Genomic DNA, 22649 nt, shown 5'->3' with positions numbered 1-22649 from the left:
GAAGGGTGCCGCCATGTCCGACAAAGCCGCACCGCTGGCCGAGCACGCACTGCTGCTGAGCCCGGATGACGACGTCGCGGTCGCGCTGCGCGACCTGCCGCCGGGACTTCGCCTGCGGCACGGCACGGTGAGCATGACGGTCACGGCTGCGATCCCCCAGGGTCACAAACTGGCGGTACGCGCACTGCCGGCCGGTTCCGCCGTGCACAAGTACGGCCAGGTGATCGGCTTGACGAGCTCCGACGTGCGGCCGGGCGACCACGTGCACGGTCACAACCTCGCGATGGGGACGGTCGAGCAGACGTACGAGTTCGGCACCGCCCGCGTACAGCTGCCGGTCGCCCCGCTCACCCGTACCTTCGAAGGTTTCGTCCGGGCCGGCGGCGCGGCCGCCACCCGCAACTACGTCGGCATCGTGACCTCGGTGAACTGCTCCGCCTCGACGGCCCGGATGATCGCCGACCAGTTCCGCGGCCCGATCATGGACGCCTACCCGAACGTCGACGGCGTGGTCGCGCTGACCCACGACTCCGGCTGCGGGATGGTTCCGACCAGCGAGGGCGGGCAGTTGCTGCGCCGCACCCTGCGCGGCTACGCGGCCCACCCGAACGTCGGCGCACTGCTGGTCGTGGGCCTCGGCTGCGAGATGCTCGCCGTCGAGTCCCTGCTCGACGACCTCCCCGCGCCGGCCGACACGCTCGTCGAACGCCTCGTCATCCAGGAGCAGGGCGGCGTACGCGCCACCGTCCGCGCCGGAATCACCGCCGTACGCAACCTGATCGAGCAGCTCGACCAGCGGACTCGCAGCACCGTGCCGGCGTCGAAGCTGATCCTCGGCCTCAACTGCGGCGGCTCGGACGGTTACTCCGGCATCACCGCCAACCCCGCTCTCGGGCACGCCTCGGACCTGCTGGTGGCCCAGGGCGCCACCACCGTCCTGGCCGAGACCCCGGAGGTGTTCGGCGCCGAGCACCTGCTCACCCGGCGTGCGGTGAGCGAGGAGGTCGGCAAGCGCCTGCTGGATCGCATCGACTGGTGGCAGCGGTACGTGCAGGCCGGCGGCGGCACCCTGGACAACAACCCGTCGCCCGGCAACAAGGCCGGCGGGCTGACCACCATCCTGGAGAAGTCGCTGGGCGCCGTCGCCAAGGGCGGCACGGCCGAGCTCACCGCGGTCTACGAGTACGCCGAGCGGGTCACCGCGTCCGGCTTCACCTTCATGGACACCCCCGGCTACGACCCGGTCTCGGTGACCGGCCTGGTGGCCGGCGGCGCCACCATCGTCTGCTTCACCACCGGGCGCGGCTCCGTGCTCGGCACCAAACCGGTTCCCACCATCAAGATCGCGACGAACACCCCGATGTACGAACGGATGCGCGACGACATGGACCTCGACGCCGGCGGGATCGCCACCGGAGACGCCACGGTGGAGGGGATCGGCGAGCGAATCCTGGACGAGATCCTCGCGGTGGCATCCGGCCGGGTCACCGCGAGCGAGGATCTCGATCTCGGCCGCGACGAGTTCGTCCCCTGGCAGATCGGCGCCGTCACCTGATCCTTCCGGGGCACGGTGAGCCTTTCACTCACGCCTTTTCGAGGTACGCGTCCGCGCAGTGACGACGATTCACCCCGTCCCGCACTCCCGCGCGATCCAGGCGCTCCGTCCCGGCCGCAGCGCGGCCGCCGGGAAACACCAGTCCGTCCCGCCCGGCGCCGATTCAGTAATGGGCGTGAACCTGCGTCACCGGATGCCCCAGAACGGCCCCGGCCGCGGCCAGTTCCTCGCCGCTGAGTTCCCATGCACCGCGCGACCAGTTCCGGACGCTCACCTCGAATCGCGCGAATCCGATCGGCGCCTCGAAACGCAGTGCGGACAAGGAAAGCGCGGCCCCACAGCACGGAACTGTCACGCCCAGGTCCCCGACTGCGGCCTCCGCGTGCAGCAGTTCCCAGAACCAGTCCATCCCGATAGCACCGCCGCACCGGGGGCAGAAGACGTCCTCCATGTACTCGCCGCCGTCGATGAGCGTGACGCGCTCGTAAAACACCGGCTCGACCGCCTCGACATGGTCGCCCGACCCGGCGAACAGCCCAGCCACGTACTCGGCAGTCCCGGCGGCCGCCTCGGCCGTGGGCTGCCATTCGGGATCTGTGGGAATCACCCTGATATAGAGCTCGCTCATCCCGTCCCCCGCAGTACTCGCCGGACGCCCGCCGACGCAGATTACCCGGGACAGTTCGTCCACCGGTTCCGTCAGAGCGAGGGACGCTCACCGTCCACCAGATCCAGCGAAGCCGCCGTATCCGGGCTTCGCTGCGCGCAGGGCAGGCGCAGCACGAACCGGCCGCCGTGCGGAACGACGTCCTCGTACCAGACCTGGCCCTGGTTGGCCTCGGCGAGCAGCCTGGACAGGTACAACCCGAAACCGGCGCCGGTTCTCGCTCCGCCGGACTGCTCGGCCTGGGTGAACCGGTCGAACAGGTGCTCGACGAAGTCCGGCGGTACCCCGTTGCCCTCGTCGGTGACGGCGAGCAGGACTTCGTCGCCCGTCTCGTCGAGGGCCGCCGACACGTGGATGTCGCCGGGGCTGTACTTGACCGCGTTCGTGACGAAGTTGGTCAGCACCTCGTGGGTGTGCACCGGGTCGGCCCACACGGCCGCGCCGGGCGGGCCGTAGTTGACGCTGACCCGCACACGGGCCTGCTTGGTCAGGTTCTCGGTGACGCGGGTCAGCGCCTGCTCGACCGGCAGAACGACGGGCTTGGTATGGATCTCGCCCGGCTCGGTGCGACAGAGCGAGAGCAGGTGCGCGGCCATGTCGAGCAACTGGTTGACCCGGTTGCCCAGCGCCTGGACGGCGGCGCGGCGTTCGTCGTCGGTGGTGGAACCCCACTCTTGGGTCAGTTCCTCGGAGTAGGCCGAGATCACGGCCAGGGGCTGGTTGATCTCGTGGGAGAGGGTGGCGATGATGTCGCTCTTCCAGGTGCCCGCGGCCTCCAGCTCACGATTGACGGTGGCCAGATGTTCGGCCCGGCGGCTCAGCTCGCGGTGCGCCCGGTCGAGGTCCTCGTGGGCTGCCGAGAGCCGGCGGTAGAGGCTCGCGGTTTCGGCGAGCAGGGCCAGCAGCACCACCCCGGAGGAGAGCAGCAGAGTAATCCGTGCCACGTAATAGCCCAGCGTGTAGCGATACGGAGCGAACATGAACAGCGTCGCGGTGGCCACAGATGCGCTGATCGCCACCACTACCCACTGTTCCACCGGTGGCCGGTAGCACAGATTTCTGATCACCGCCAGCAGGCTGAGCGCCGTGACCAGCAGCGTCGCGGCCACCACCCATCGACCGGCCACGGTCGGCGTACCGCTCTGATATATCCGGGGCAGCCGGTCCGCGGCAGCGAGGACGCTGCCCGTTATCGCGACCACCAGCGCGAGCACCGCGGTGGCGGCGATCGCGACCGCGGTCCGCCGCCGGGTCCGGGCCAGCTCGCTCAGCCGGGCTGGTAGCGCCGCGACAACGTACTGTTGCGCCGTCACCAACGCGGGAAAACCGCCTAAAAGTAGCAAAAATAGCCACGGTCCGCTGACCTCGGACCAGGTGGAGTCGGCGCCCAAGCGCTGTATCTGGGTGACGATGACGGCGTAAGGCACCATCAGCAGGGTGGAGTAGAGGTAGGCCGACGACAGGCCTAGCGTCGCCAGCCGGCCACCGGCCAGGAACTGCTGGATCAGTAGATGCGCGGTCAGCAGATCAGCCGACGCCATGAGGACGAAGAACGCGTTTATCAGGTTCGTGTGAAGGGCCAGGCGGTAGTCGGCGATCGGCACGACGACAAGGGTTACCGCGATCACCGTGGCCGCGCACACCCACAAACCCCGGCGTACCGGGACCTCCTCCGGCCGCCCCGCAACGCTCCCCGGGTTCACGGCCATCGCCCCCAAACCATCACCGATTCCCAGGTCAAAGGCTACCCGGGGCGGCCGCCGGACTTGCCGGAATCCGAGGACGGCCACTCTGCGTCCTAGCCCGGACTCTCGGCACCGCTACCGGTCAAGATCTGCCGGACGATCATGAAACATGCCGGTGACGCGTTCGCACGTACCCTGATCTTCGCCGTGATGGCCGACCACAGTGGAGCCCGCGCCTACGGATCAGATCTTGCCGAGCAGAGCCGGGAGATCTCGCATGTCGTCGAAGACGATCGTGTCGGGGCCTTCGAGCCGGTCGGCGGCGGTGAGTCCCCCCGCATAACCCAGGCACCGCATGCCCGCCGCGCGGGCCGCCTGAACCCCGTACTGGCTGTCTTCCACCACGACGCACGCCTCCGGTGGCACGCCCATCCTCGCCGCGGCGTGCAGGAACAGATCAGGGGCGGGCTTGCCGACGGGAACCTCGGTGGCGCTGAAGATCCGGCCGGCGAAGCGCGGGTACAGGCCGGCACGGCCCAGGGTGTGCCGCAACTTCTCGTGCGTGCCGCTGGACGCCACACACGTCGGTACGGTGATCTGGCTCAACGCCTCCGCGATCCCGTCCACCGCCGCCAGCTCGGCGTCCACAGCCTGGTGGAGCTGGGTCTCGAACCGCTCCGTCCAGGTCGCCGCCGCCTCGTCGCCGAGCTTCGCACCGATGATCTCAGCAATGGACGCATGGGAGCGGCCGATGAAACGATCGATCACCTCGGCCGCCGTCATCGGCCAGCCGAGGTGGGCCGTGATGGCCACGTTGACGCGCACCGCGATGCTCTCGCTGTCGACCAGCACCCCGTCGCAGTCGAAGATGACAAGCCCCACCCCGTTGATCATCGCGCCAGCATAGTCACGGGGAATCGGCTCGCCTGGCACGAAAAGCCAGCCAGGCTGTCCAGTGGAGGAGCTGATCGCGTTGCGCCCGCGTAGGGCGCCGGAGTGACTTGAAGTCGGCAACGGCGACGTCGAGCCGGCCGAAGGCGAAGTCGGGCCGGACGCCCGCCGGTGGCTGCCAATCGCCGACCTGGACGACCAGACAGATCCAGGAGGCTTCTGGAGAACCCTCGTACAGGTAAGCGATAAGCGCGAATGCGTCGTGGCTTCCCGGGTGGAGACCCTTCGCGGTACGGCTGAAACCCCGCTGCGCGGCAACCTTGATGAGTCTCATCAATTCGTCGCCCGAGGCGACACGCGGCTCAGCGGGCACAGGCCAGCCGAAGTATGACCGCACCGAATTCCGCCTCACGCCACGACCGCTTCCTTGACCTCAGAGACGGAGCCGGGCGTTGTCCGCTGTGCCCCACAGCTCGGCGATGCGCCCAGCGGTAATCCGGTACATGGCGAACTCGTCGGTCTCGACCGCAGACAGATCGCCGGGTGCGCCGAGGAATTCCTGATGTCGCGTACCCGTGTCGTGAAGGTGGACCGCGAGCCAGGGCGGCTCTTCCACCACGTGCCGGAGCTCCCAGACGTAGTCCGGGAACACCGCGATCGTCTTTCTGATGTCGTCCACATATTGCTCCCGGGTTCGCGGGATGCCGTTCACGAGCACCGACGAGTGCACAAAGTCCGCGATCGTCTCCCACGCCCGGTCATTGCAGGCGGCGAGATAGGCCGTATACATCTTCAGCATTTCGCCTCTTCTACCGGCGCCGGCTCCAGCCGCACGCGGCGCCGCGGCCGGTCCACCTCGGCGATCGTGACGGTCACCATCGTTCCCATCGCCGGCTCCTGAGTCAGGACCGACTCGTGAAGGAGTCCCGCGATGCCCGGCGCCACGCGAACGAAGACACCGAACGGCACAACCTTGACGACAGGCCCGGACAACACCTCACCGACCCGATCGGCGAACCGGACGAGTGGGTCCTCCTGCAAGGCTTTCAACGAGAGCTGCACTGTCCGCGAGTGGAGTCGAAGTCAAGCACCTCAGCGGAGATCTGCTGGCCTACGTGCACCACGTCGGCGGGGTCGTCGAAGTACTCCCAGGTCAGCTCCGGAATCCGGATGAATCCGGACCCGGACTGGTCAGCCGGATCCCCGGCAAGGCGCACGAAGACGCCGAAGTTGCGAATCTCTGAAACGGTTCCGCACACCACCGTGCCGCGCTTGGGCTGACCATCGGACACGCCCGGACTATATGTGCAGCCACTGACCAGCGCGAGTGCGCGCGCCCGTAGAGTGTGGCCGGTGGGGTGGGAGGCACTCGGGCAGTGGGGTGAAGACGCCGCGCGCACCGAACCGCTTGCTGGCGGGGTCGCCAACGACGTGTGGAGCGTACGCGTCAACGGGCACCGCGCGGTCGGTCGCCTCGGTGCCCGAAGCGATGCCGATCTGGCGTGGGAGACCGAGCTCCTGCAATACCTCGACCGTGAAGGCCTGACCGTGCCGGTCCCGATCCCGACCAGGGACGGCCGGCTGTTCGCCGACGGTCTGGTGGTGATGACCTTTCTGGAGGGTGGACCGCCCGAGACGCCGGCCGACTGGCGTCGCGTGGCCGGCACGCTCCGGGAACTGCACCGGTTGACACAGGGCTGGCCGCAGCGCCCAGGTTGGCGATCGTCGACCGATCTCCTCCGTGTCGAGTCCGGCACGAGGATCGACCTCGCTGCGATGCCCGTGGAGAGCGTCGCTCGGTGCCGGGCAGCGTGGGCGCGGCTCGCCGGGCGTCAGACATGCGTCGTCCACGGCGACCCCAACAACCTCGGCAACGTCCGGATGACCGCGGATCGCGTCGCGCTGATCGACTGGGACGAGTCGCACGTCGACGTCCCCGACCTCGATCTGGTGCTGCCCGACAACGCCGCCGGCCTCGACGACGGCGCCTACGACATCGCCGCGCAAGCGTCAGCCGCGTGGGAGGCAGCTGTCTGCTGGGACGACGAATACGCCGTCAAGCGGCTCGCCGAAGTCCGAGCCGTCCGAGAACGGTGACATGCGGCGGACCGGATCCTTCCGCTCAGGACCGATGAAGGCCGGACATCCCGCCTAGCGTGGGATACCCGATCACGGCGAGGTCGTCGCGCAGGTCCGCAACGGTGATGCCGGGGTTCAGGGCCTGGACCACAGCGTCGGTAAGCGGGCGATGCCTCACGATGTCCTCGACGCTCGCCCGGTTGGTTTCCATCTCGTAGTAGTCGTCAGCGAACTCGAGATCCTGCTCGACGATGTCGTCGAGCAGGATCTCGAGCATCGCGGTCCCGTCAGGATCACCGTCGTACGGACCGCGCCGGAGCGCTTCGCCGTCGCCCCACGTCGTCGTATAGACGTAGGACGGCTCACCCCGGTCGATGATGCGCTCGAGGACGGCGAGAGCCTGGCAACGGCTACGCAGTACATCGATTGCGGGCAGCTTCGTGCAGAGCTCGTACACGGTCACCGGCCGACCCTACGCGGATCATTCCGCCAGCTAGGTCGAGGTCTTGTTTCTTTCGGGGTACGCGTGACCGGTCGTCCCGCCGAAGCCGACCCGTCCCCGCTCTCCCGGCGCAAGCCAGGCTTCCCCTCACCGCCCCAACGCGACCGCCGGGAAACAGCATCACCTGCCGGTCACGACCGTCCACGGCCCGCCGCCTGGTATGTCTACGGGTCGGCCCACGGCTGAAGTGACATCGGGTAGCCGGGGCCGGCCGGGGTTGCGGCCGGTCTCGCGGATCATGGTGGTTCGGGTGGGTGAAAGCGCGCCGGATCCACCGCATTCCGCAACCCACCACGCAACGGCGACTACCGTCAGTGGTTGCCGCGCCGATCGCCGAGCCGTGGGGGGAGGGATCGTATACGAAGCAGGGCCGTCGCTCTCCCCGACGTCGCTGCCGTTCGCCCCCCGATCGCAAGCCCGCCACCCCCGCCAGTCATCATCCTCCGATGATCAACTACCGGGCCGGCCTCGCCGTCCTCGCGACGCTTTCGGCGGCTGCCTGCGCCGCTCCCGGGACCACCCCGGCCACCGTTCCGTCCGGCTGTGCACCTGCGGAAGTGCGATGGTCGGCTCCGACGACGGAGCCGCGCCTGACCCGGGTCACGCTCAGTGAGAGGCCCGAGGACCTGGCCGGCCGGGACGTTCTCAACGAGCCGTTCGCGCCGTCGATCACCGGCGTGACCGCCCCGGCCGACTGGACCGGCATGCTCGCCACCTCACTCGGCGCCGAGACCGGCACGAAGGTCGAGACCGGTCCGGCCCAGCTGCCGGACGGCGGCTACAGCTTCCCCATGGGCTCCGCGGACGTTCCCGGCATCCCGCAGAGCCTGTTCTACGAGGGCGTGACGAGCCTGTCGGCCGAGTTCACCGTCTCCTGCGCCACTCCGGTCACCGGCGTCTTCACCACGTGGACGACGATCGAGGTCGGCGGCCTCCAGTGCGGCAGCTTCACCCCGCCGGAGGATCCGCTGGGCCGCCTGGCCCGGGTCCACTGCCCGGCCACCCCGGCGCCTCTCCCTTCCGGGTACATCGACGCCATCCCGTTCGACGAGCCCACACCGTTCTGAGCGACCGTCAGGGCCCAAGTCACGCGTGAGTGGGCCGCAACGGCGCGAGAACCGGATACGGTTGGCCGCTATGACCACCTATTCCGGTCCGGCGAGGCTGACCCTCGTCGACGGCACACACGTCTCCGGCATGGCTTCGCTCAGTACCAATCAGCGCGGAGGTACCGATGGCTGGGGCGGCACGTTCCGCCCGGACCAGACCAGCGCGGACATCCGCAACGCGACTGACGGCCTGTCGTTGGAACTGCCCTACGACCAGATCGGCACGGTGGCCGTCACCGGCGTCCGGAAGCTGCTCGCGACCCAGATACTGGTGTCACTCACCGGCAGCGGCCCCGCGCCCTTCTGATCCTGCGTCAAGGCGGCGGACAAGTCGGCCATCTAGGCGGGAACGACGCCGGAGGACGCCCGCACGACCAGACCGGTCGGCAGGGTGACCTCGCGGTCGCGTACCGCCGTGGCCGGCTTGCCGGCGCCGCCGGCCCGGCGCAGGAGCAGCTCGAGCGCGGCCGCGCCGGCCTTGTCCTTCGGCACGGCGACCGTGGTCAGCGGCGGGTGGCTCATGGCGGCCAGGCTGATGTCGTCGTAGCCCACGACGCTGATCCGCTCCGGCACGGCGGCACCGCGCGCCGCGAGCCGGTGCAGCAGGCCCATCGCGACCAGGTCGTTGTAGGCCAGCACCGCGGTCGCCGGGCTGGCCAGCACCAGGTCGCCGGCGAGCACGCCGCCCTCGAAGGTGGGCGAGACGGAGCCGAATCGGAGGATCTCGGCGCCGCCGCCGTCGGCGTACTCGGCGAGGGCGGCCAGCCGCTGCCGGCCGGCCCAGGAGTCGTCCGGGCCGGCCAGGAAGGCGATCCGCCGGTGGCCCAGCGCGCGCAGGTGGTCGATGGCCTGCCGGGTTCCGGCGGCGATGTCGGCCGCGATCGACAGCATGCCGGGGACCTGGCGGTGCACCAGAACCGTGGTGTCCGGGTCGGCCGCCTCCAGCAGCTCCGCGTCGGTGGCCCGGGGTGAGCAGAGCAGCACGCCGTCGGTGTTGCGGCCGAGCGTGGCGAGGGCTTCCAGCTCCGCCGCGACGTCCTCGTCGGTGTCGGTGATGAAGACACCGCAGTCGACGGCGCGGGCGCGGGCCGTCACGCCCTTGGCGATGTCGGCGAAGAACGGGTTGCGCAGGTCCGGAACGATCAGACCGTAGTTGCCGGTCCGGCCGGTGATGAGCCCGCGCGCGGTCCGGTTCGGCCGGTAGCCCAGCCGCTCCGCGGCGGCCATCACGGTCTCCCGGGTCGCCGGGCTGACGCTGCCGCCGGTGAGGGCACGCGACACCGTCGACACCGACACTCCCGCGGCGTCCGCGACGTCGTGCACGGTCTTGCGCACCGGCTGTCCCCCTCGCCATCCGGCGCCAGCATATGACACGTTCTGCAAATTCTGTGGATACGTTTCCAAGAGTAGGCTTGGCGCGTGCGGATCTTGGTCTACAGCCGGACCACCGAGTACCGGCACGAGTCCATCCCGGCCGGTGTCGCGGCTCTCACCGGGCTGGGCCGGGCGCACGGGTTCACGGTTGTCGCGACCGAGGATCCCGCCGTGCTCACCCCCGGCGAGCTGTCCGCCTTCGCGGCCGTGGTGTTCCTCAGCACGAGCGGTGAGGCCAGCGGTGGACCGGAGGGCCGGGCCGCGCTCGAAGGCTACGTACGGGGTGGAGGCGGGTTCGCCGGCATACACAGTGCGTCCGCGAGCGAGTACGACTGGCCGTTCTACGGCGAGCTCGTCGGCGCCTGGTTCGACCAGCACCCGGAGCCCCAACCCGGCCGGATCCTGGTCGCCGACCGCGGTCACCCGGCGACGGCACACCTGCCGGCCGTGTGGGAGCGCACCGACGAGTGGTACGACTTCCGCACCCGTCCGCGACAGGTAAAGGTCCTGCTGCGACTGGACGAGACGTCGTACGAGGGCGGCCGGACGGGCGCGGACCATCCCCTCGCCTGGTGCCACGAGAACCTCGGCGGCCGGTCCTTCTACACCGCACTGGGCCACACCGCGGAGTCGTACGAGGAGCCGGCCATGCTGGCCCACCTGCTCGGCGGCATCCAGTGGGCTATGCCTCACGTCACCCTCGATGATCGATAAGACGACTCCCGCTGATGGGTACGGTGGGACCCGTGGCCCAGGACCCGTCGCACGCCCTGCCGTGGTGGTCCGTCCTGCGCCACCGTGCCCGGCGACGGACCGACGCGGTCGAGGCCCAGCGCTATGCCGACGAGGTCTCCGTGGCCGCCTCCCGGGCGGACGACGCCGCCCAGCGCTGGCAGAACTGCCGGCGCCAGGCCGAGCGCCACACCGACGAAGCGTGGCACGCCTGGCAGGAGGCCGAGCAGCGGCTGACCCGGACCCGCACCGCCGCGGCGTTCCCCGCGCCCTACGGCTTCGGCACGGCGACGGAGTTCGCCGACCGCGAGCGGTTCATGCGCCGGTCGGTGGCGGCGGCCGTCGAGCGTGGTGACCTGCCCGCCACGGTGATGACCGACCTGACCACCGGCGACGGCGGCTGGAATCCACGACTCCATCCGGTGGAGCAGGAACTGGTGCTCCACCGGGCGATCGCCGCGGTCCGGCACCACCTGTACCGGCAGGCCACGGCCACCGAGGCGACCGCCCGGCACGACGCCGAGCTCGCCAGGGCGGCGCGCGACAGCCTGCGCCTCGAGGCGGACGCCGCTGCCACGCGAGCCGCCGCCCTGCGTCAGTACCTGCCGGCCCGGGATCGCCGCGTCATGCCGGCACGCCGCCGGGGCTGGGTCCAGCAGACCGCCTGACAGCAGGCCAGGCGCCGCGGTGACGGGCGTGTTTACCACCGCCCGTGCGGGGAATCCGACGTCTCCCCGCAGAGAGGACGGCGCTGACATGCCGAAACCGCTATCCGAGCAGGTCGTCGTGATCACCGGCGCGTCCAGCGGCATCGGGCGCGCGACCGCGCTGGCCTTCGCCGCCCGGGGCTCGACGGTGGTCTGCGCGGCCCGGGGCAAGCCGGCGCTGGACTCGCTGGTCGACGAGATCACCGGAAGCGGCGGGACGGCCGTGGCGGTACCCACCGACGTGGCGGATCCGGAGGCGGTGCGAGCGCTCGCCGAGGCCGCCGAGCAACGGTACGGGCGCATCGACACCTGGGTGGGCTGCGCCGCCGTCGGGGTGTGGGGCCGCGTCGAGAACATCACCGGCGCCGAGTTCGAGCGGGTCATGCGGGTGAACTTCCTAGGCCAAGTCCACGGCGTGCACGCCGCCCTGCCGGCGCTGCGGCGCGCCGGCGGTGGCACGCTCATCGGGGTCGTGTCGGCCGAGGGCGTACGGTCGATGCCGCTGCAGAGCCCGTACGTCGCCAGCAAGTTCGCGATGCGCGCGTTCTACGACAGCCTGCGCGTGGAACTCGCCCAGGAGGGCGCGCCGATCACGGTGACCACGATCCTGCCCGCGTCGATCGCCACCCCGTTCTTCGAGCACGCCCGGTCCAAGCTGGGCGCCATGCCGAAACCTCCGCCACCGGTGTACGCACCCGAGGTGGTCGCGAACGCCATCGTCTACGCGGCCCGCCACCCCCGCCGCGAGATCCCGGTCGGCGGCGCCGCGGCCGCGATGTACCTCGGTCAGCGCCTCTCCCCCGCGCTGACCGACGCGCTGCTGTCTGTGCGGCGCCTCGGCGCGGGCACGCAGCACACGGACCGCCCCGACAACGGCACCGACAACCTGGAGGCGCCGCTCGACGAGCCCGGACGCGTCCACGGCACGCACCCCGGGCGGATGCTGCGGCGCAGTGTGTTCACCACGCTGCTCGGGCGGCAGCGGCGGCCCGGTGAGCTCGTGTTCGAGGCCGTGCGCCGCGGGCGTCAGCGGCCGGCGTCCGCCCCGGTGCGCGCGGCTGCGGTCGCGCGTACCGGATGGGCCGGCGTCCTGCTGCTCGCCCCCATCGTGCTGCGGCGCGCCGGCCGGCGGCCTCCGGCGGCCGCCGTCACCGTCGCCCGGGTACTCGCCGCACGCCAGCTGGTCCAGGCCGCGGCGACCGCCACCGAGCCGGCACCGCGGGTAGCCGGTGTGAGCGCCGCGGTGGACGCGCTGCACGCCGGCACCGGGGTGGCGTTGGCCGCCGTGTCGGCACGCTGGCGCCGCGTCGCCCTCCTGGACGCCGCTGTCGCCGGCGCCCTGGCCGCCTCCGGATGGCGCACCGCCCGGCAAGCGAGGAACTCCCGCTAGGGGTCGAGGTCTGCCTGCCGGTTTCGCTTCTTCGGGGTACGCGTAACGGCGTCCCGCCGAAGCCGACCCGTCCCCGCTCTCCCGGCGCGAGCCCGGCTCAGCCTCACCGCCCCAACGCGACCGCCGGGAAACGGCATCACCTGACGGCGAACGCGGGCAATCGCGGCCCGCCGCCGGCAGCCCGGCGAGCGACCACGCCCGGTTCTCCCGCAGCGGGACGGACTGGTGTTTCCCGGCGGCCGCGCTGGGGCCGGGGCGCAATGCCCGGCTCGCGCCGAGCAGGGCGAGCAGCCGTCGGCTTCGGCGAGACGCCGGTCACCCGTACCGAAAAAGGAGGGTGACCGGCGAGCAATCCCGGCGTCAGCTCCGGTCGGCCGGCAGGCTGTCCATGAACGAGCTGACCGAGAAGACCGCGTTACCGGGACCGGCCGGGCCGTATCCCGGCGGGCTGGCCAGGCCGTACTCGTCCATGGTCGCGCGGTACGCCTCCAGCAGGCGGATGTGGTACTCCAGCGGCGCACCGTGCGGGTTGGTCCGGCCGAGCGGGGTCGTCGGCTCCGGGCACCACGTGGTGAACCGCGGGGTGATGCCACGCGACATGAAGTAGTGCAGGCCCTCCGTCGTCGACGCGATGGCCTCGTCCACGGTGGTGAACCCGAACGGCTCGGCCATCTCGATGCCGGCGACGAAGTTGGGGATTACATTGCGCGGCCCGAAGATCTCGGCCGAGTCCAGGATGCGGCGGTGCCACTCCTCGCGCCCCACATAGCGCTCCTTGCCGGGGCAGTAGAGCTCGAAGAGGCGTTTGTCCCAGACCTCGTAGTTCGGGTGGTAGATCTGGATGCCGTAGTCCTTGAACCGTTGCACGTCCGCCCTGGGCAGCGCCTGGGCGACGACCTTGCCGATCCACCGGCCCGGGAACCGTTCCTCGATGGCCTGGGCGTACTGGCCGTAGAAGTCCGCCTCGGCCTTCCCGCCGACGTGCGAGGTGACGCTGCCGCCGGTCAGTGTGTACGCCGTCGACACCTTCAGCGTGTCGTGCTTGTCGATGATCTCGAGCGCCTCGAGGACCTCGTCGACCGGCTTGACCCCGGTGTACGGCCGCCCGGCCGCCTTGTGCTGGCGCCAGTTGTGGTTGATGTCGCAGTACTGGCACTCCTCCTTGGCGCCGAAGTACTGGCACACGCGGAAGACGGTCAGGTAGACGAGATAACCCCACTGGATGGTCGGGGCGACCTCCATCACCTGCTTGCCGTTGGCCAGGGTGTGCCGGTAGTAGTCCGGCATCGGCGGCAACCCCACCTCGGCGATCGCCCGGCCGTCGAGGAACAGCATCAGCCGGCCGTCCGCGTCGGGCTTCACCCGGTACGGCGAGTCCGGGTTGATGCGCACCGACACCACCGTGCGCCGCAGCCCGTACGGTCCCCCGGTCAGCACGATCTCCTCCGGCGGCCGCCGCAGCGCGGCCTCGCCGAGCTCGGGCAGCGTGCGGTGGTCGAACGAGAAGATGAAGTACGACTTGGGCTTGACCTCGCCGTTCTCGTTGTCGGTGAGCGCCGAGTCGTCGAAGGCGAGCCCGCCGCGCAGCAGATCCTCCTTGATCACCGCCTCGCGCGGCACGTGCGGGAAGCGGGCCATCAGGTCTTCGACGAGATCGGTACGCGACTCCATGCGTCCTCCTGTCAGCTGCTTACCGGGGTCTGCCGGTCAATGGTGCGTCACCACATCCCATGCCATCACATCCGGGCGCCGTCATCGGGGTCGGAGAATAGAGACGCTCGCGACAGCCCGGTGTGATCTTGTAGCCTCCGGCGATGGCGAGTTGGCAGATGAGAGGCGTCGCGGTGTTCACGCGGCTGGCCTACCGGCGGAAGTTCGGCACCGAGGCGGCCGGTCATCGCACCCTCGCGCGTGCCAAGGGGCCGTCGGCACCGCCGAGCGCGCTCACCCGGCGGTTCGACGTGACCCGCGACAGCGTCCAGGGCTTCGACGTCTACCGGGTCCGCAGCCGGCCCGCGGACGACAAGCCGGTCGTGATCTACCTGCACGGTGGCGCGTACACCAGCGAGATCGTCGCGGAGCACTGGTCGCTGATCGGCCACATCGCCGACCGGACCGGCTACGAGGTGCACGTGCCCATCTACGGGCTCTCTCCGCACCACACCGGTCTCCAGGCGCTGGAACTGGTCACCGGCATCGTCCGTGACCTGGCCCGGGCAGGCCGCCGCTGCTATCTGGCCGGCGACTCGGCCGGCGGCGGCCTGGCACTGCTCGCCGCCCAGGCCACGCCCGGCGACGTCGCCGGGCTGACCCTGCTGGCGCCCTGGCTGGACCTCACCATGTCGAACCCGGGCATCGACGCGATCGAACCCTACGACCCGTGGCTGGCCCGTCCCGGCCTGCGCCCGCTCGCGGCCGCCTGGGCCGGCGGGCTGGCCCTCGACGATCCCCGGCTCAGCCCGATCTACGGCGATCTGGACCACCTGCCGCCGCTCCAGGTGCTGGTCGGGACCCGCGACATCACCCTGGCCGACTGCCGGACGCTGCGTGACCGGCTGCCGGCCAGGGTGCCGCTGACCTACCACGAGGAGCCGGGCGCGCTGCACGTCTATCCGCTGCTGCCCGTGCCCGAGGCGAAAGCCGGCCGGCGGGCCATCGTCGAACACATCCGCGGCCGCTAGCGCCGGTCGAGCACCCAGCCACCGCCCGAGCGCCGCCACGGCAGCCCGTCGTCGGGACGTGAGCCGTCGGGGCTGTACCGGGCGGGTGCCGGCTCCCACCCGCCGCCCAGCTCACGCATCCACCGGTAGGCCAGCTGGACGGCGAGCCGTTCCCCGTACCTCCGGTTGTCGAAGACGTACGCCGCCTCGCCGTCGTAGCGGGCGGCGACGCCGTAGCCGGCGCACTGCGCGAACCACCGCCCGTCGCGCAGCTGACCGACGGTCACCTGAATCAGGAACGCCGACCCGGATACGGCGTTGCGCCACTTCCGGCGCCGCTGAACACCGTATTCGTACGTCAGTTCGATGCGCTCCACGCAGGAGACGATAAATGATCTTGGCGTACCGCGGGTCAGGACTTGAGGGCTTGCTCCACCAGCGCGCAGGTCTCCGCGGTGTGGACCGCTCCGGCCCCGGCCGCCTTGAAGAGCAGCCGCCGGAACACCGCGCGCTCCTCATCGCCCAGGGCGCCGAGCGCAGCGTCCTCCGCTGCCCGGACCCGCCCGCAGAGTTCTTCGAGCGTGCCGCGCCCACGATCGGTCGCCACGATGCGCCGCTGCCGCCGGTCGTCCGGGTTGGGCCGGCGCTCGACCAGGCCGGCCTCGACCAGGTCGTCGATCAGGTACGTCATCATCGTGCGGTCGATGCCGAGCCGGGCCGCCAGGGCCGCCTGGCTGGGCTGCCGGCCGTGCACCACCTCGCACATCGTCTGGTAGCCGCGGGAGCCGTGCGGCAGGTCGCCGAGTGCTGGTGTCACGGCCTCCGCGTACGCCCGCAGCAGCAGACCCAGTGCCGCCCCGAGGTCCTCGGGCGTTGTCGACTTGCTCACGGCGCCATACTATCTCTTGGAAATACCGTCTTCCACAAATACCTTCTGTGGGACAGACGAAAGAGGATCGAGTGGCGGATGAATGGGGAATCGCCCTGTGCCTCGCCGGCGCCCAGGCCGAGCCCGAGCAGTTGACAGCGCTGGCCGGCCGAGCGGAGGCCGGCGGCCTGGACGTCGTCGTTCTGCGTGACGACGAGGGCGGGCTGGACCCGTGGACGACGGCGGCCTGGCTCGCCGGCCGGACCGATCGCATCCAGATCGGCGTGCCCGGCGCGCTGGACGGCCTGACACCCGCGATGGCCGGCAAGGCGCGCGAGAGCCTCGGCATCCTGGCCGGCACGCGCGTGGTCACCACGGAGATGGCATGGGAGGCGGTGCCCGCGGCGGCACCCGAGGACGTGGATCGCCTCATCCAGGAAGTCGGCGTGCGGGACCGTCCGCGACGGCCGGCGGCGGTCCGGGCCCTGCGCCGGGACGGCATCGACTACGACGGGATCCCGGCGTCCCTCGCCGACGTGGCGATCGAGCCCGGCGATCCCGGCTACCGCGGGCACCGGTCGACCTACATGCGGGGCGGCTCGCCGGGGCTGGTGCTGCGTCCGCGTACCCCGGCCGAGGTCGCCGACGCCCTGGCGTTCGCGCGCCGGCACCGGCACCTCCCGCTCGGCCTCCGCAGCGGCGGGCACGGAGTCAGCGGCCGCTCCACCAACGACGGCGGCCTGATCATCGACCTCGGTGCGATGAACGAGATCCGGGTGCTCGACGAACAGCGGCGCATCGTCCGCGTCGGGCCGGGCGCGACCTGGAAGCAGGTCGCCGCCGTCCTGGACCGGTACGGCTGGGCGCTCGGCTCCGGCGACTACGGCGGTGTCGGGGTGGGCGGGCTGGCCACCGCCGGCGGGATCGGCCTGCTGTCCCGCGAGCACGGCCTCACCATCGACCATCTGCGAGCCGTCGAGGTGGTCCTCGCCGACGGCACACCGGTCCGGGCGAGCGAGCGGGAGAACCCCGACCTGCTCTGGGCGATCCGCGGCGCCGGCGCGAACTTCGGTGTGGCGACCGCGTTCGAGTTCGAGGTGAGCGAGGTTGGCGAGGTCGGCTGGGCTCAGCTCGTGCTGGTCAGCCCGGACATCGAACAGACCCTGAAACAGTACGGCGCGGTGGCCCGCACCGCCCCGCGCGACACGACGGTCTTCCTCGGCTCCGGCCCGGCACAGCCGGGGCAGTCGGTCGTCCAGCTCTACGGCATAGTCGACAACCCGGACCCCGAGGTCGTCGTGGAGCGGCTCACCCCGTTCGCGTCGACCGGTCTGCTCGTCCAGCAGCGGGTGGTGCTCACGTCGTACGCCCAGGTCATGGCCGAGGCCGCCGACGTCGGCCCGGACGGCCACCACAGCCGCGGCGAGCCGGTGTCCCGGTCAGCCTTCCTGCCGCGGCTCACCGACGAGTTCGCCCGCGACGCGGCCCGGCTGCTGCACTCCGGTGAGGTCTACTTCTTCCAGCTGCGGCACATGGGCGGCGCGATCACCGACACCCCGCCTTCCGCGACGGCGTTCGCCCATCGCACACCGGAGTTCCAGCTCACCGTGATGGGCAGTGACCGGGATGCGCTCAACCGGGCGTGGGACCGACTCGCCCACCACTTCGACGGCCTGTACCTCAGCTTCGAGACGGACCCGCGCCCCGAACGCCTGCTCGACGCCTTCCCACCGGACGTGCTGACCCGGCTGCGCACCCTGAAGCGCCGCTACGACCCCGGCAACCTGTTCCGCGACAACTTCAACATCGACCCGGAGGTGCAAGCATGACCGACTACGGACACGACCTGCTGTTCGGCACGTTCGTGACACCCGGCGAGAAGGCGCTCGACCTCACCCTCACCGCCGACCGTGCCGGGCTCGACCTGGTCACCTTCCAGGACCACCCCTACCAGCCGGCCTTCCTGGACACCTGGACGCTGCTGTCGTACGCGGCCGCGCGCACCGAACGGGTACGGCTCAGCGGCAACGTCCTCAACCTCCCGCTGCGCCCACCCGCCGTCCTCGCCCGCGCCGCCGCGTCGCTGGACATCCTCAGTGGCGGCCGCCTCGAACTCGGCCTCGGCGCCGGCGCTTTCGGCGACAGCATCGCCGCGATGGGCGGACGCCACCTCACCCCGGCCCAGGGCGTCGACGCCCTAGCCGAAGGCATCGGCATCATCCGCGACCTGTGGAACGTCGACGCCCGCGGCCGCGTCGACCACCAGGGCACCTACTACACCGTCAGCGGCGCGAAACGCGGTCCGCGCCCGGCGCACGACATCAGCATCTGGGTCGGCGCCTACAAACCCCGGATGCTCGCCCTCACCGGCGCACTCGGTGACGGCTGGCTACCCACCATGGACTACCTGCCGCACGGCCCCGCCTCCCTCCCGGACGCCAACGCCCGCATCGACGAGGCCGCCGCCGGCGCCGGCCGCTCCCCCGCCGCCGTACGCCGCCTGATGAACTTCATGCAGGTCGGCTTCTCACCCACCGGCCGCGGCCTGCTGGACGGCCCGCCCGCACAGTGGACCGACCAGCTCGCCGACCTGGCCCTCACTCACGGCATTTCCGCCTTCATCATCGGCGGCGACGACCACGCGGTCGCCGAACGCTTCGCCGCCGAGGTCGCGCCTGCGGTCCGCGACCTGGTCAAACGCGAGCGCGGCTAGGCCCCTGGATCTCTGCCTGCCAGTCCCGCTTCTTTGGGGTACGCGTAACCGGCGTCTCGCCGAAGCCGACCCTGTCCCCGCTCCCCCGGCGCGAGCCCGGCTTCCCCTCACCGCCCCAGCGCGACCGCCGGGAAACGGCATCGCCTGCCGGTTACGGCCCGCCGCCTGGGTATATCTGCGGTCGGCACTCGTGTGCGCGCACGACTGACGTGACATCGGGTAGCCGGGTTTACGGCCGGTCTCGCGGATCGTGGTGGATCCGGTGCGCGCGGGCGCACCCGATCCACCGCATTCCGCAAACCCACCACGCAACGACGGCTACCGCCAGTAGTCCCCGCGCTACTAGCTCGGTGATCGACAAGGCCGGGCTTTGCGGGCCGGCTGTGCCTGATGGCTGTCACCGCCTCCCGAACCGCGCCGAACCGGGCCGAGCCGAGCCGGTTCCTTGTCGCGCCGCGCCGCGCTGGGCCGCGCCGCGCTGGCCGCCGCCTACGGGCTTACCGCCCGACTGCCGCAACGGTCGCTCCTGGAGCGGTTACGACCAGACCTTGACGCGAAAGCTGTCCAGAGAGCCTTGCTGGTCAGGGCCTTGTCCGGCCCAACGTGGGTGCTGTCTGGCGGCCGTTGAGCCAGCATTGAGCGTGGGCCGAGCAAGATCACCCTGACTAGGGAAGCGCTCTAGCCGGTCCGACCGGGAGCCGAGCCGCCATCAAGGGCCTCACGTGGCGCGCCGAGCGCGGATGCCTCACATTGAAGAGGTTCAGCGCCGAGAGCGAAAGGGTGTGGATGGCGGCTCCCGAAAGTGACAGCGACGCGACGACGGAATACCTGATTCTGACTCCGGATGACTGGCTTCTGGCGCGCGAGGCCCGCCTCGCCGCGCTGCGCGACTCACCGGAGTTCTTCCTACCGGCCGAACCGCACGAGTCGTCGTGGAGCGCCGCGAAGTGGCGCACCTCCTGCCGGACGGGGCGGTGGGCTGTGGCACGGTTGAACGGGACGGTCGTGGGAATGGCGCGGCTGACCCACGAGCCGGACGGCCCGCACATCGGGTGGGTCTGGACCGACCCACGGCACCGGCGCAAGAAGATCGCCTCCGAGCTGATCGGCATGCTGCTGGACGACGTGCGGGAACACGAGGTCTTCGTGTGGGTCATCCACCCCAACCCGGACGCGTTGAAACTCTACGAATCGCTGGGCTTCGAACGGACGAAGGAGTATCAGGAGCTCGGCACCGCCGGCCGCGTCGAGGAACGGTTACGGCTCAGCGACGCTACCAGCCAGCGCTGACCGGCAGCCTCTCTATCCCGAACCGGGCCTCCTGCCAGCGGTACAGACCCAGCGCGTCGAAAGCCTCGCGGTAGTCGTAGTCGCGCCCGAACGCCAACCGGCTCGCCTTCCCGAACCGGCGCTGATCCTCCTGCCAGACATCGAGGAAGCGCACGCAGTCGTCCGCGTTGGTGATCTCCAGCTGGCACTGCGCCGCCTGCAGCGACTTGGCCGCCTGCACCGCCTCGTGCGTCGCGTTCTCGTCGAGCTTCCGCCGGATCTCGCTGATCAGTGCCCACCGTTCGTCGATGAACTGTCTCCAGAAGTCGGTCGTCGCCCGGTGGAGACCGCCGCCATCGGTGAAGAGGGTGTAGAGGCCCTCGGCGATCAGGTCGCCGAACTCCTCGAACGTCGCTCGCCCGGAGTCCTTGAACGGATTGAACGACAGCTGCCCGACGTCCCCGACGTGCGCGACGCCGTTGGTCTCCGCCTCACCGGCGAAGGCGAACCAGTCCTCGTTGTAGATGTCGGGGAACACCTCCAAGGGGCGATGACCGGCGGTGTTCACGCCGAGCGCGGCACCGCTGACGAAGATACCCTGGGGCCGGTCGACCAAGCGGTTGGCGTGACAGACCACGGAGTTGTCCGGGAAGTCCACTGTCTTGAAGCCGGCGAACCGGTTGCTGTCCAGGTGATGCGCGACCCGCGCGACCTGCTCGGGGGTGATCCTGATGATGTCGTCGTCCAAGAACATGATCTTCTGCCACCCGCGGTAGCGAGCCAGCAGCAGTCCGATGTTCCGCTTGAGGCTGAGGTTGCTCGACCGATCACCGCTCAGGGCGCGGATGTCCTCCGCCGAGGTGACCAGCCGCAATGCCTCATGATCGGTTTGCAACGGGACCTCGGCCAGGACCGCGCGCGCCTTGCCGGGGCGCTTGGCGATCAGCGCCGCGACCTCGTCGATGTCGCACTGGTGCGAGGCGAGAATGACGAGTGTGGTCTCGCAGCGGGACGCGAGGTCGATCACCGCACTCAGCCGATTGGCTCGCCGGGAGGCGGGCACGATGATCGCGTCGAGTGGCCGCCCGGACGGCCGCACTTCCGGGCTCCAGTCGAGCCTGCGGAGCAGCCGGTCGTGGTCGGACCGCTGAGTACCTGCCCTGGTGCTCATGGGCGGTCCCGCCGCGGCTTGACTCCTGCGCTCTGCGGCCACGCGTACAGGACGTTCGCCGGGTCCTGGAGATCCGGGGAGAGCGCTTCGCCGTGGAAGACCGGGACCCGGACCAGCAGCCCGTACTCGTCGTTGGCGAAATGCTCGGCGAGGTACGCCTCGTTGGCCTCCCGGATGCGGGCATCGGTCAGCGTCCGGACCGCGCCGAGAACGCCCCGGCTGTGGATGCCGTTGCACAGGGTCAGCGTCTTGCTGGAGTTGAACGGGTTGGGCACCCGGGCCAGCAGACCGACGTCCTCCTCGAGCTCCGGGGAGGGTTCACCGTTGGCCTTGGACCAGACCGGCAGGAACCGCCGCTCCGCCGCACCGTGGCCGACCGCGAAGATCTCCCCCGAGGTCAGTTCGGGCATCTCCATCTGACGGATGGGAAGCCGTTCCAACTGGCGGAGCAGCCGCCGCGTCACCGAGTTCCACGCGATGCCGCCCAGGAGAACGAGGTGGCCGGAGAGGTCGTCAGCGGTGACCGTCGACGCCCGCTTGAACCGGACCGGCAGCGAGGGGTCGTTCTCGGCGCGAATGTGCCCATGGAGTTCGATCAGGGCGTCCTGATCCGCGAACAGGTGCAGGGCCGTGTAGTTCGGATCGGCATCGTCCGCCAGGGGCCCCATCGCCCAGGCGGGCGCATCCGGAGCGATGATCACGATCGGGCCGCCGTCAGAGAAGAACCATGACCGGTACGTCGGGACACGAGCCGCCTCGGCCGCCGCCGTCCCGCCGCGCGCCTGGTCGGAGAGGACCGTCAGATCCAGGAGCAGCTCGTCACGCTCGGCCAGCTGCGACTGCGTGAGGTCGTCCTCCGCCCGCAGTCGCGGAGGATCACCGGCCAATAAGGGCAGCCGCGAGTAGGGCTCGATCCGGTTCTCCGGCACCAGCACGGGATTCCTCAGCCGCTCCCACGAGGAGATGGCGGCCGCGCCCACCTTCCGACCGTCCTTCGTGAAGATCTCGGCCAGCTCGCCCTGCGTGAGGCCGGCCTTCTCGCGGAGCGTGCGGAGCCGGTGCGCCAGCTGTTCCGCTGCTGGTGTAGCCACGATGGCCACCTCCCAACCCGACGGCTGACGGTGGGCACTTCACGCGCCGTCCCGCCCGCCTCAGTGAGCACTTGAATACCTTGAGTAAACCGGCGTAGCTTTAATGGACAGTAGCACAGTAGACAACACGAGAATCGAGCATATCTAGCTTCAATCTAGTCGATTCAAGTCTACTAAATCTCGATT

General features: G+C 70.4%; 24 protein-coding genes. 11 read left to right on the top strand and 13 right to left on the bottom strand.

The window, feature by feature from the left end; genetic code table 11:
• Window positions 1-13: 13 nt before the first annotated feature.
• Window positions 14-1555 (top strand): UxaA family hydrolase, encoded by a 1542-nt coding sequence (locus I4J89_RS23805; RefSeq protein WP_196416257.1) that lies wholly within the window; start codon window positions 14-16, stop codon window positions 1553-1555.
• Between the two features lie 163 nt (window positions 1556-1718).
• Here the strand turns inward: I4J89_RS23805 and I4J89_RS23800 are convergent, their stop codons facing one another.
• From I4J89_RS23800 to I4J89_RS51575, 6 genes are all read right to left on the bottom strand, one after another.
• Window positions 1719-2183 carry a hypothetical protein gene (locus I4J89_RS23800; RefSeq protein ID WP_196416256.1) on the bottom strand — a complete coding sequence of 155 codons (465 nt, stop codon included), beginning with the start codon at window positions 2181-2183 and terminating at the stop codon, window positions 1719-1721.
• Window positions 2184-2254: 71 nt separating this feature from the next.
• Complete coding sequence (locus I4J89_RS23795) at window positions 2255-3931, bottom strand: sensor histidine kinase (RefSeq protein WP_196416255.1); 1677 nt, start codon at window positions 3929-3931, stop codon at window positions 2255-2257.
• Between the two features lie 219 nt (window positions 3932-4150).
• Window positions 4151-4801: an HAD family hydrolase gene (locus I4J89_RS23790; RefSeq protein WP_196416254.1), complete on the bottom strand. Its 651-nt coding sequence runs from the start codon at window positions 4799-4801 to the stop codon at window positions 4151-4153.
• 430 nt (window positions 4802-5231) lie between these two features.
• Complete coding sequence (locus I4J89_RS23785) at window positions 5232-5597, bottom strand: ester cyclase (RefSeq protein WP_196416253.1); 366 nt, start codon at window positions 5595-5597, stop codon at window positions 5232-5234.
• On the bottom strand, window positions 5591-5848 hold the full coding sequence (locus I4J89_RS23780; protein ID WP_196416252.1) for a S1 RNA-binding domain-containing protein: 258 nt from the start codon (window positions 5846-5848) through the stop codon (window positions 5591-5593). The genes I4J89_RS23785 and I4J89_RS23780 overlap by 7 nt, the downstream gene beginning before the upstream one ends.
• A complete protein-coding gene (locus I4J89_RS51575; protein ID WP_196416251.1) occupies window positions 5845-6090 on the bottom strand; it encodes a S1 RNA-binding domain-containing protein in 246 nt (81 codons plus the stop codon). Before I4J89_RS51575 ends, I4J89_RS23780 begins: the two co-directional genes overlap by 4 nt.
• 61 nt (window positions 6091-6151) lie before the next feature.
• Between I4J89_RS51575 and I4J89_RS23770 the strand changes: the two genes are divergently transcribed.
• Window positions 6152-6895, top strand: a complete 744-nt coding sequence (locus I4J89_RS23770; RefSeq protein ID WP_196416250.1) for a phosphotransferase enzyme family protein — start codon at window positions 6152-6154, stop codon at window positions 6893-6895.
• Window positions 6896-6920: 25 nt separating this feature from the next.
• Here the strand turns inward: I4J89_RS23770 and I4J89_RS23765 are convergent, their stop codons facing one another.
• Entirely contained in the window at window positions 6921-7340 is a 420-nt protein-coding gene (locus I4J89_RS23765; RefSeq protein WP_196416249.1) for a hypothetical protein, read from the bottom strand.
• Between the two features lie 485 nt (window positions 7341-7825).
• Here I4J89_RS23765 and I4J89_RS23760 point away from each other — a divergent pair, with 485 nt between their 5' ends.
• Window positions 7826-8446 carry a hypothetical protein gene (locus I4J89_RS23760; RefSeq protein ID WP_196416248.1) on the top strand — a complete coding sequence of 207 codons (621 nt, stop codon included), beginning with the start codon at window positions 7826-7828 and terminating at the stop codon, window positions 8444-8446.
• 70 nt (window positions 8447-8516) lie between these two features.
• Window positions 8517-8795, top strand: a complete 279-nt coding sequence (locus I4J89_RS23755) for a hypothetical protein (protein ID WP_196416247.1) — start codon at window positions 8517-8519, stop codon at window positions 8793-8795.
• 32 nt (window positions 8796-8827) lie between these two features.
• Here the strand turns inward: I4J89_RS23755 and I4J89_RS23750 are convergent, their stop codons facing one another.
• The gene (locus I4J89_RS23750; protein WP_196416246.1) at window positions 8828-9823 is read right to left on the bottom strand and encodes a LacI family DNA-binding transcriptional regulator; all 996 of its coding nucleotides are present in this window, start codon (window positions 9821-9823) and stop codon (window positions 8828-8830) included.
• An 84-nt stretch (window positions 9824-9907) separates the two neighbouring features.
• Between I4J89_RS23750 and I4J89_RS23745 the strand changes: the two genes are divergently transcribed.
• The 3 genes from I4J89_RS23745 to I4J89_RS23735 all read left to right on the top strand — a co-directional run bounded on the left by I4J89_RS23745 (window position 9908) and on the right by I4J89_RS23735 (window position 12691).
• On the top strand, window positions 9908-10576 hold the full coding sequence (locus tag I4J89_RS23745) for a ThuA domain-containing protein (RefSeq protein WP_196416245.1): 669 nt from the start codon (window positions 9908-9910) through the stop codon (window positions 10574-10576).
• 32 nt (window positions 10577-10608) lie between these two features.
• Entirely contained in the window at window positions 10609-11262 is a 654-nt protein-coding gene (locus I4J89_RS23740) for a hypothetical protein (RefSeq protein WP_196416244.1), read from the top strand.
• Window positions 11263-11350: 88 nt separating this feature from the next.
• Complete coding sequence (locus tag I4J89_RS23735; RefSeq protein ID WP_230859457.1) at window positions 11351-12691, top strand: SDR family oxidoreductase; 1341 nt, start codon at window positions 11351-11353, stop codon at window positions 12689-12691.
• A 360-nt stretch (window positions 12692-13051) separates the two neighbouring features.
• On the opposite strand, the gene I4J89_RS23730 is transcribed toward I4J89_RS23735, so the two are convergent.
• Window positions 13052-14362, bottom strand: a complete 1311-nt coding sequence (locus I4J89_RS23730; RefSeq protein ID WP_196416243.1) for a radical SAM protein — start codon at window positions 14360-14362, stop codon at window positions 13052-13054.
• Between the two features lie 143 nt (window positions 14363-14505).
• Between I4J89_RS23730 and I4J89_RS23725 the strand changes: the two genes are divergently transcribed.
• Entirely contained in the window at window positions 14506-15372 is an 867-nt protein-coding gene (locus I4J89_RS23725) for an alpha/beta hydrolase (protein ID WP_196416242.1), read from the top strand.
• On the opposite strand, the gene I4J89_RS23720 is transcribed toward I4J89_RS23725, so the two are convergent.
• Window positions 15369-15728, bottom strand: a complete 360-nt coding sequence (locus I4J89_RS23720; protein ID WP_196416241.1) for a hypothetical protein — start codon at window positions 15726-15728, stop codon at window positions 15369-15371. The genes I4J89_RS23725 and I4J89_RS23720 overlap by 4 nt on opposite strands.
• Window positions 15729-15763: 35 nt before the next feature.
• Window positions 15764-16240, bottom strand: coding sequence for a MarR family winged helix-turn-helix transcriptional regulator (locus I4J89_RS23715; protein ID WP_196416240.1), 477 nt, complete (start codon window positions 16238-16240; stop codon window positions 15764-15766).
• Window positions 16241-16311: 71 nt separating this feature from the next.
• On the opposite strand from I4J89_RS23715, the gene I4J89_RS23710 reads away from it, so the two are divergent.
• The 3 genes from I4J89_RS23710 to I4J89_RS23700 all read left to right on the top strand — a co-directional run bounded on the left by I4J89_RS23710 (window position 16312) and on the right by I4J89_RS23700 (window position 20222).
• Entirely contained in the window at window positions 16312-18048 is a 1737-nt protein-coding gene (locus I4J89_RS23710; protein ID WP_196416239.1) for an LLM class flavin-dependent oxidoreductase, read from the top strand.
• A complete protein-coding gene (locus tag I4J89_RS23705) occupies window positions 18045-18932 on the top strand; it encodes an LLM class flavin-dependent oxidoreductase (protein ID WP_196416238.1) in 888 nt (295 codons plus the stop codon). The genes I4J89_RS23710 and I4J89_RS23705 overlap by 4 nt, the downstream gene beginning before the upstream one ends.
• 786 nt (window positions 18933-19718) lie before the next feature.
• Complete coding sequence (locus tag I4J89_RS23700) at window positions 19719-20222, top strand: GNAT family N-acetyltransferase (protein ID WP_196416237.1); 504 nt, start codon at window positions 19719-19721, stop codon at window positions 20220-20222.
• Here I4J89_RS23700 and I4J89_RS23695 read toward each other — a convergent pair.
• Together I4J89_RS23695 and I4J89_RS23690 are read right to left on the bottom strand one after the other, a co-directional pair.
• The gene (locus I4J89_RS23695) at window positions 20206-21372 is read right to left on the bottom strand and encodes a hypothetical protein (RefSeq protein ID WP_196416236.1); all 1167 of its coding nucleotides are present in this window, start codon (window positions 21370-21372) and stop codon (window positions 20206-20208) included. The two genes, I4J89_RS23700 and I4J89_RS23695, sit on opposite strands and share 17 nt — an antisense overlap.
• The gene (locus I4J89_RS23690; RefSeq protein ID WP_196416235.1) at window positions 21369-22463 is read right to left on the bottom strand and encodes a helix-turn-helix domain-containing protein; all 1095 of its coding nucleotides are present in this window, start codon (window positions 22461-22463) and stop codon (window positions 21369-21371) included. The genes I4J89_RS23695 and I4J89_RS23690 overlap by 4 nt, the downstream gene beginning before the upstream one ends.
• Between the last annotated feature and the right edge of the window lie 186 nt (window positions 22464-22649).

Origin of the sequence: Actinoplanes aureus (genome assembly GCF_015704865.1) — a bacterium.
In the GTDB taxonomy this organism is placed as follows: Bacteria; Actinomycetota; Actinomycetes; order Mycobacteriales; family Micromonosporaceae; genus Actinoplanes; species Actinoplanes aureus.
The sequence above is the reverse complement of the archived record's forward strand: the minus strand, read 5'-3'. Positions and strand labels throughout refer to the sequence as shown.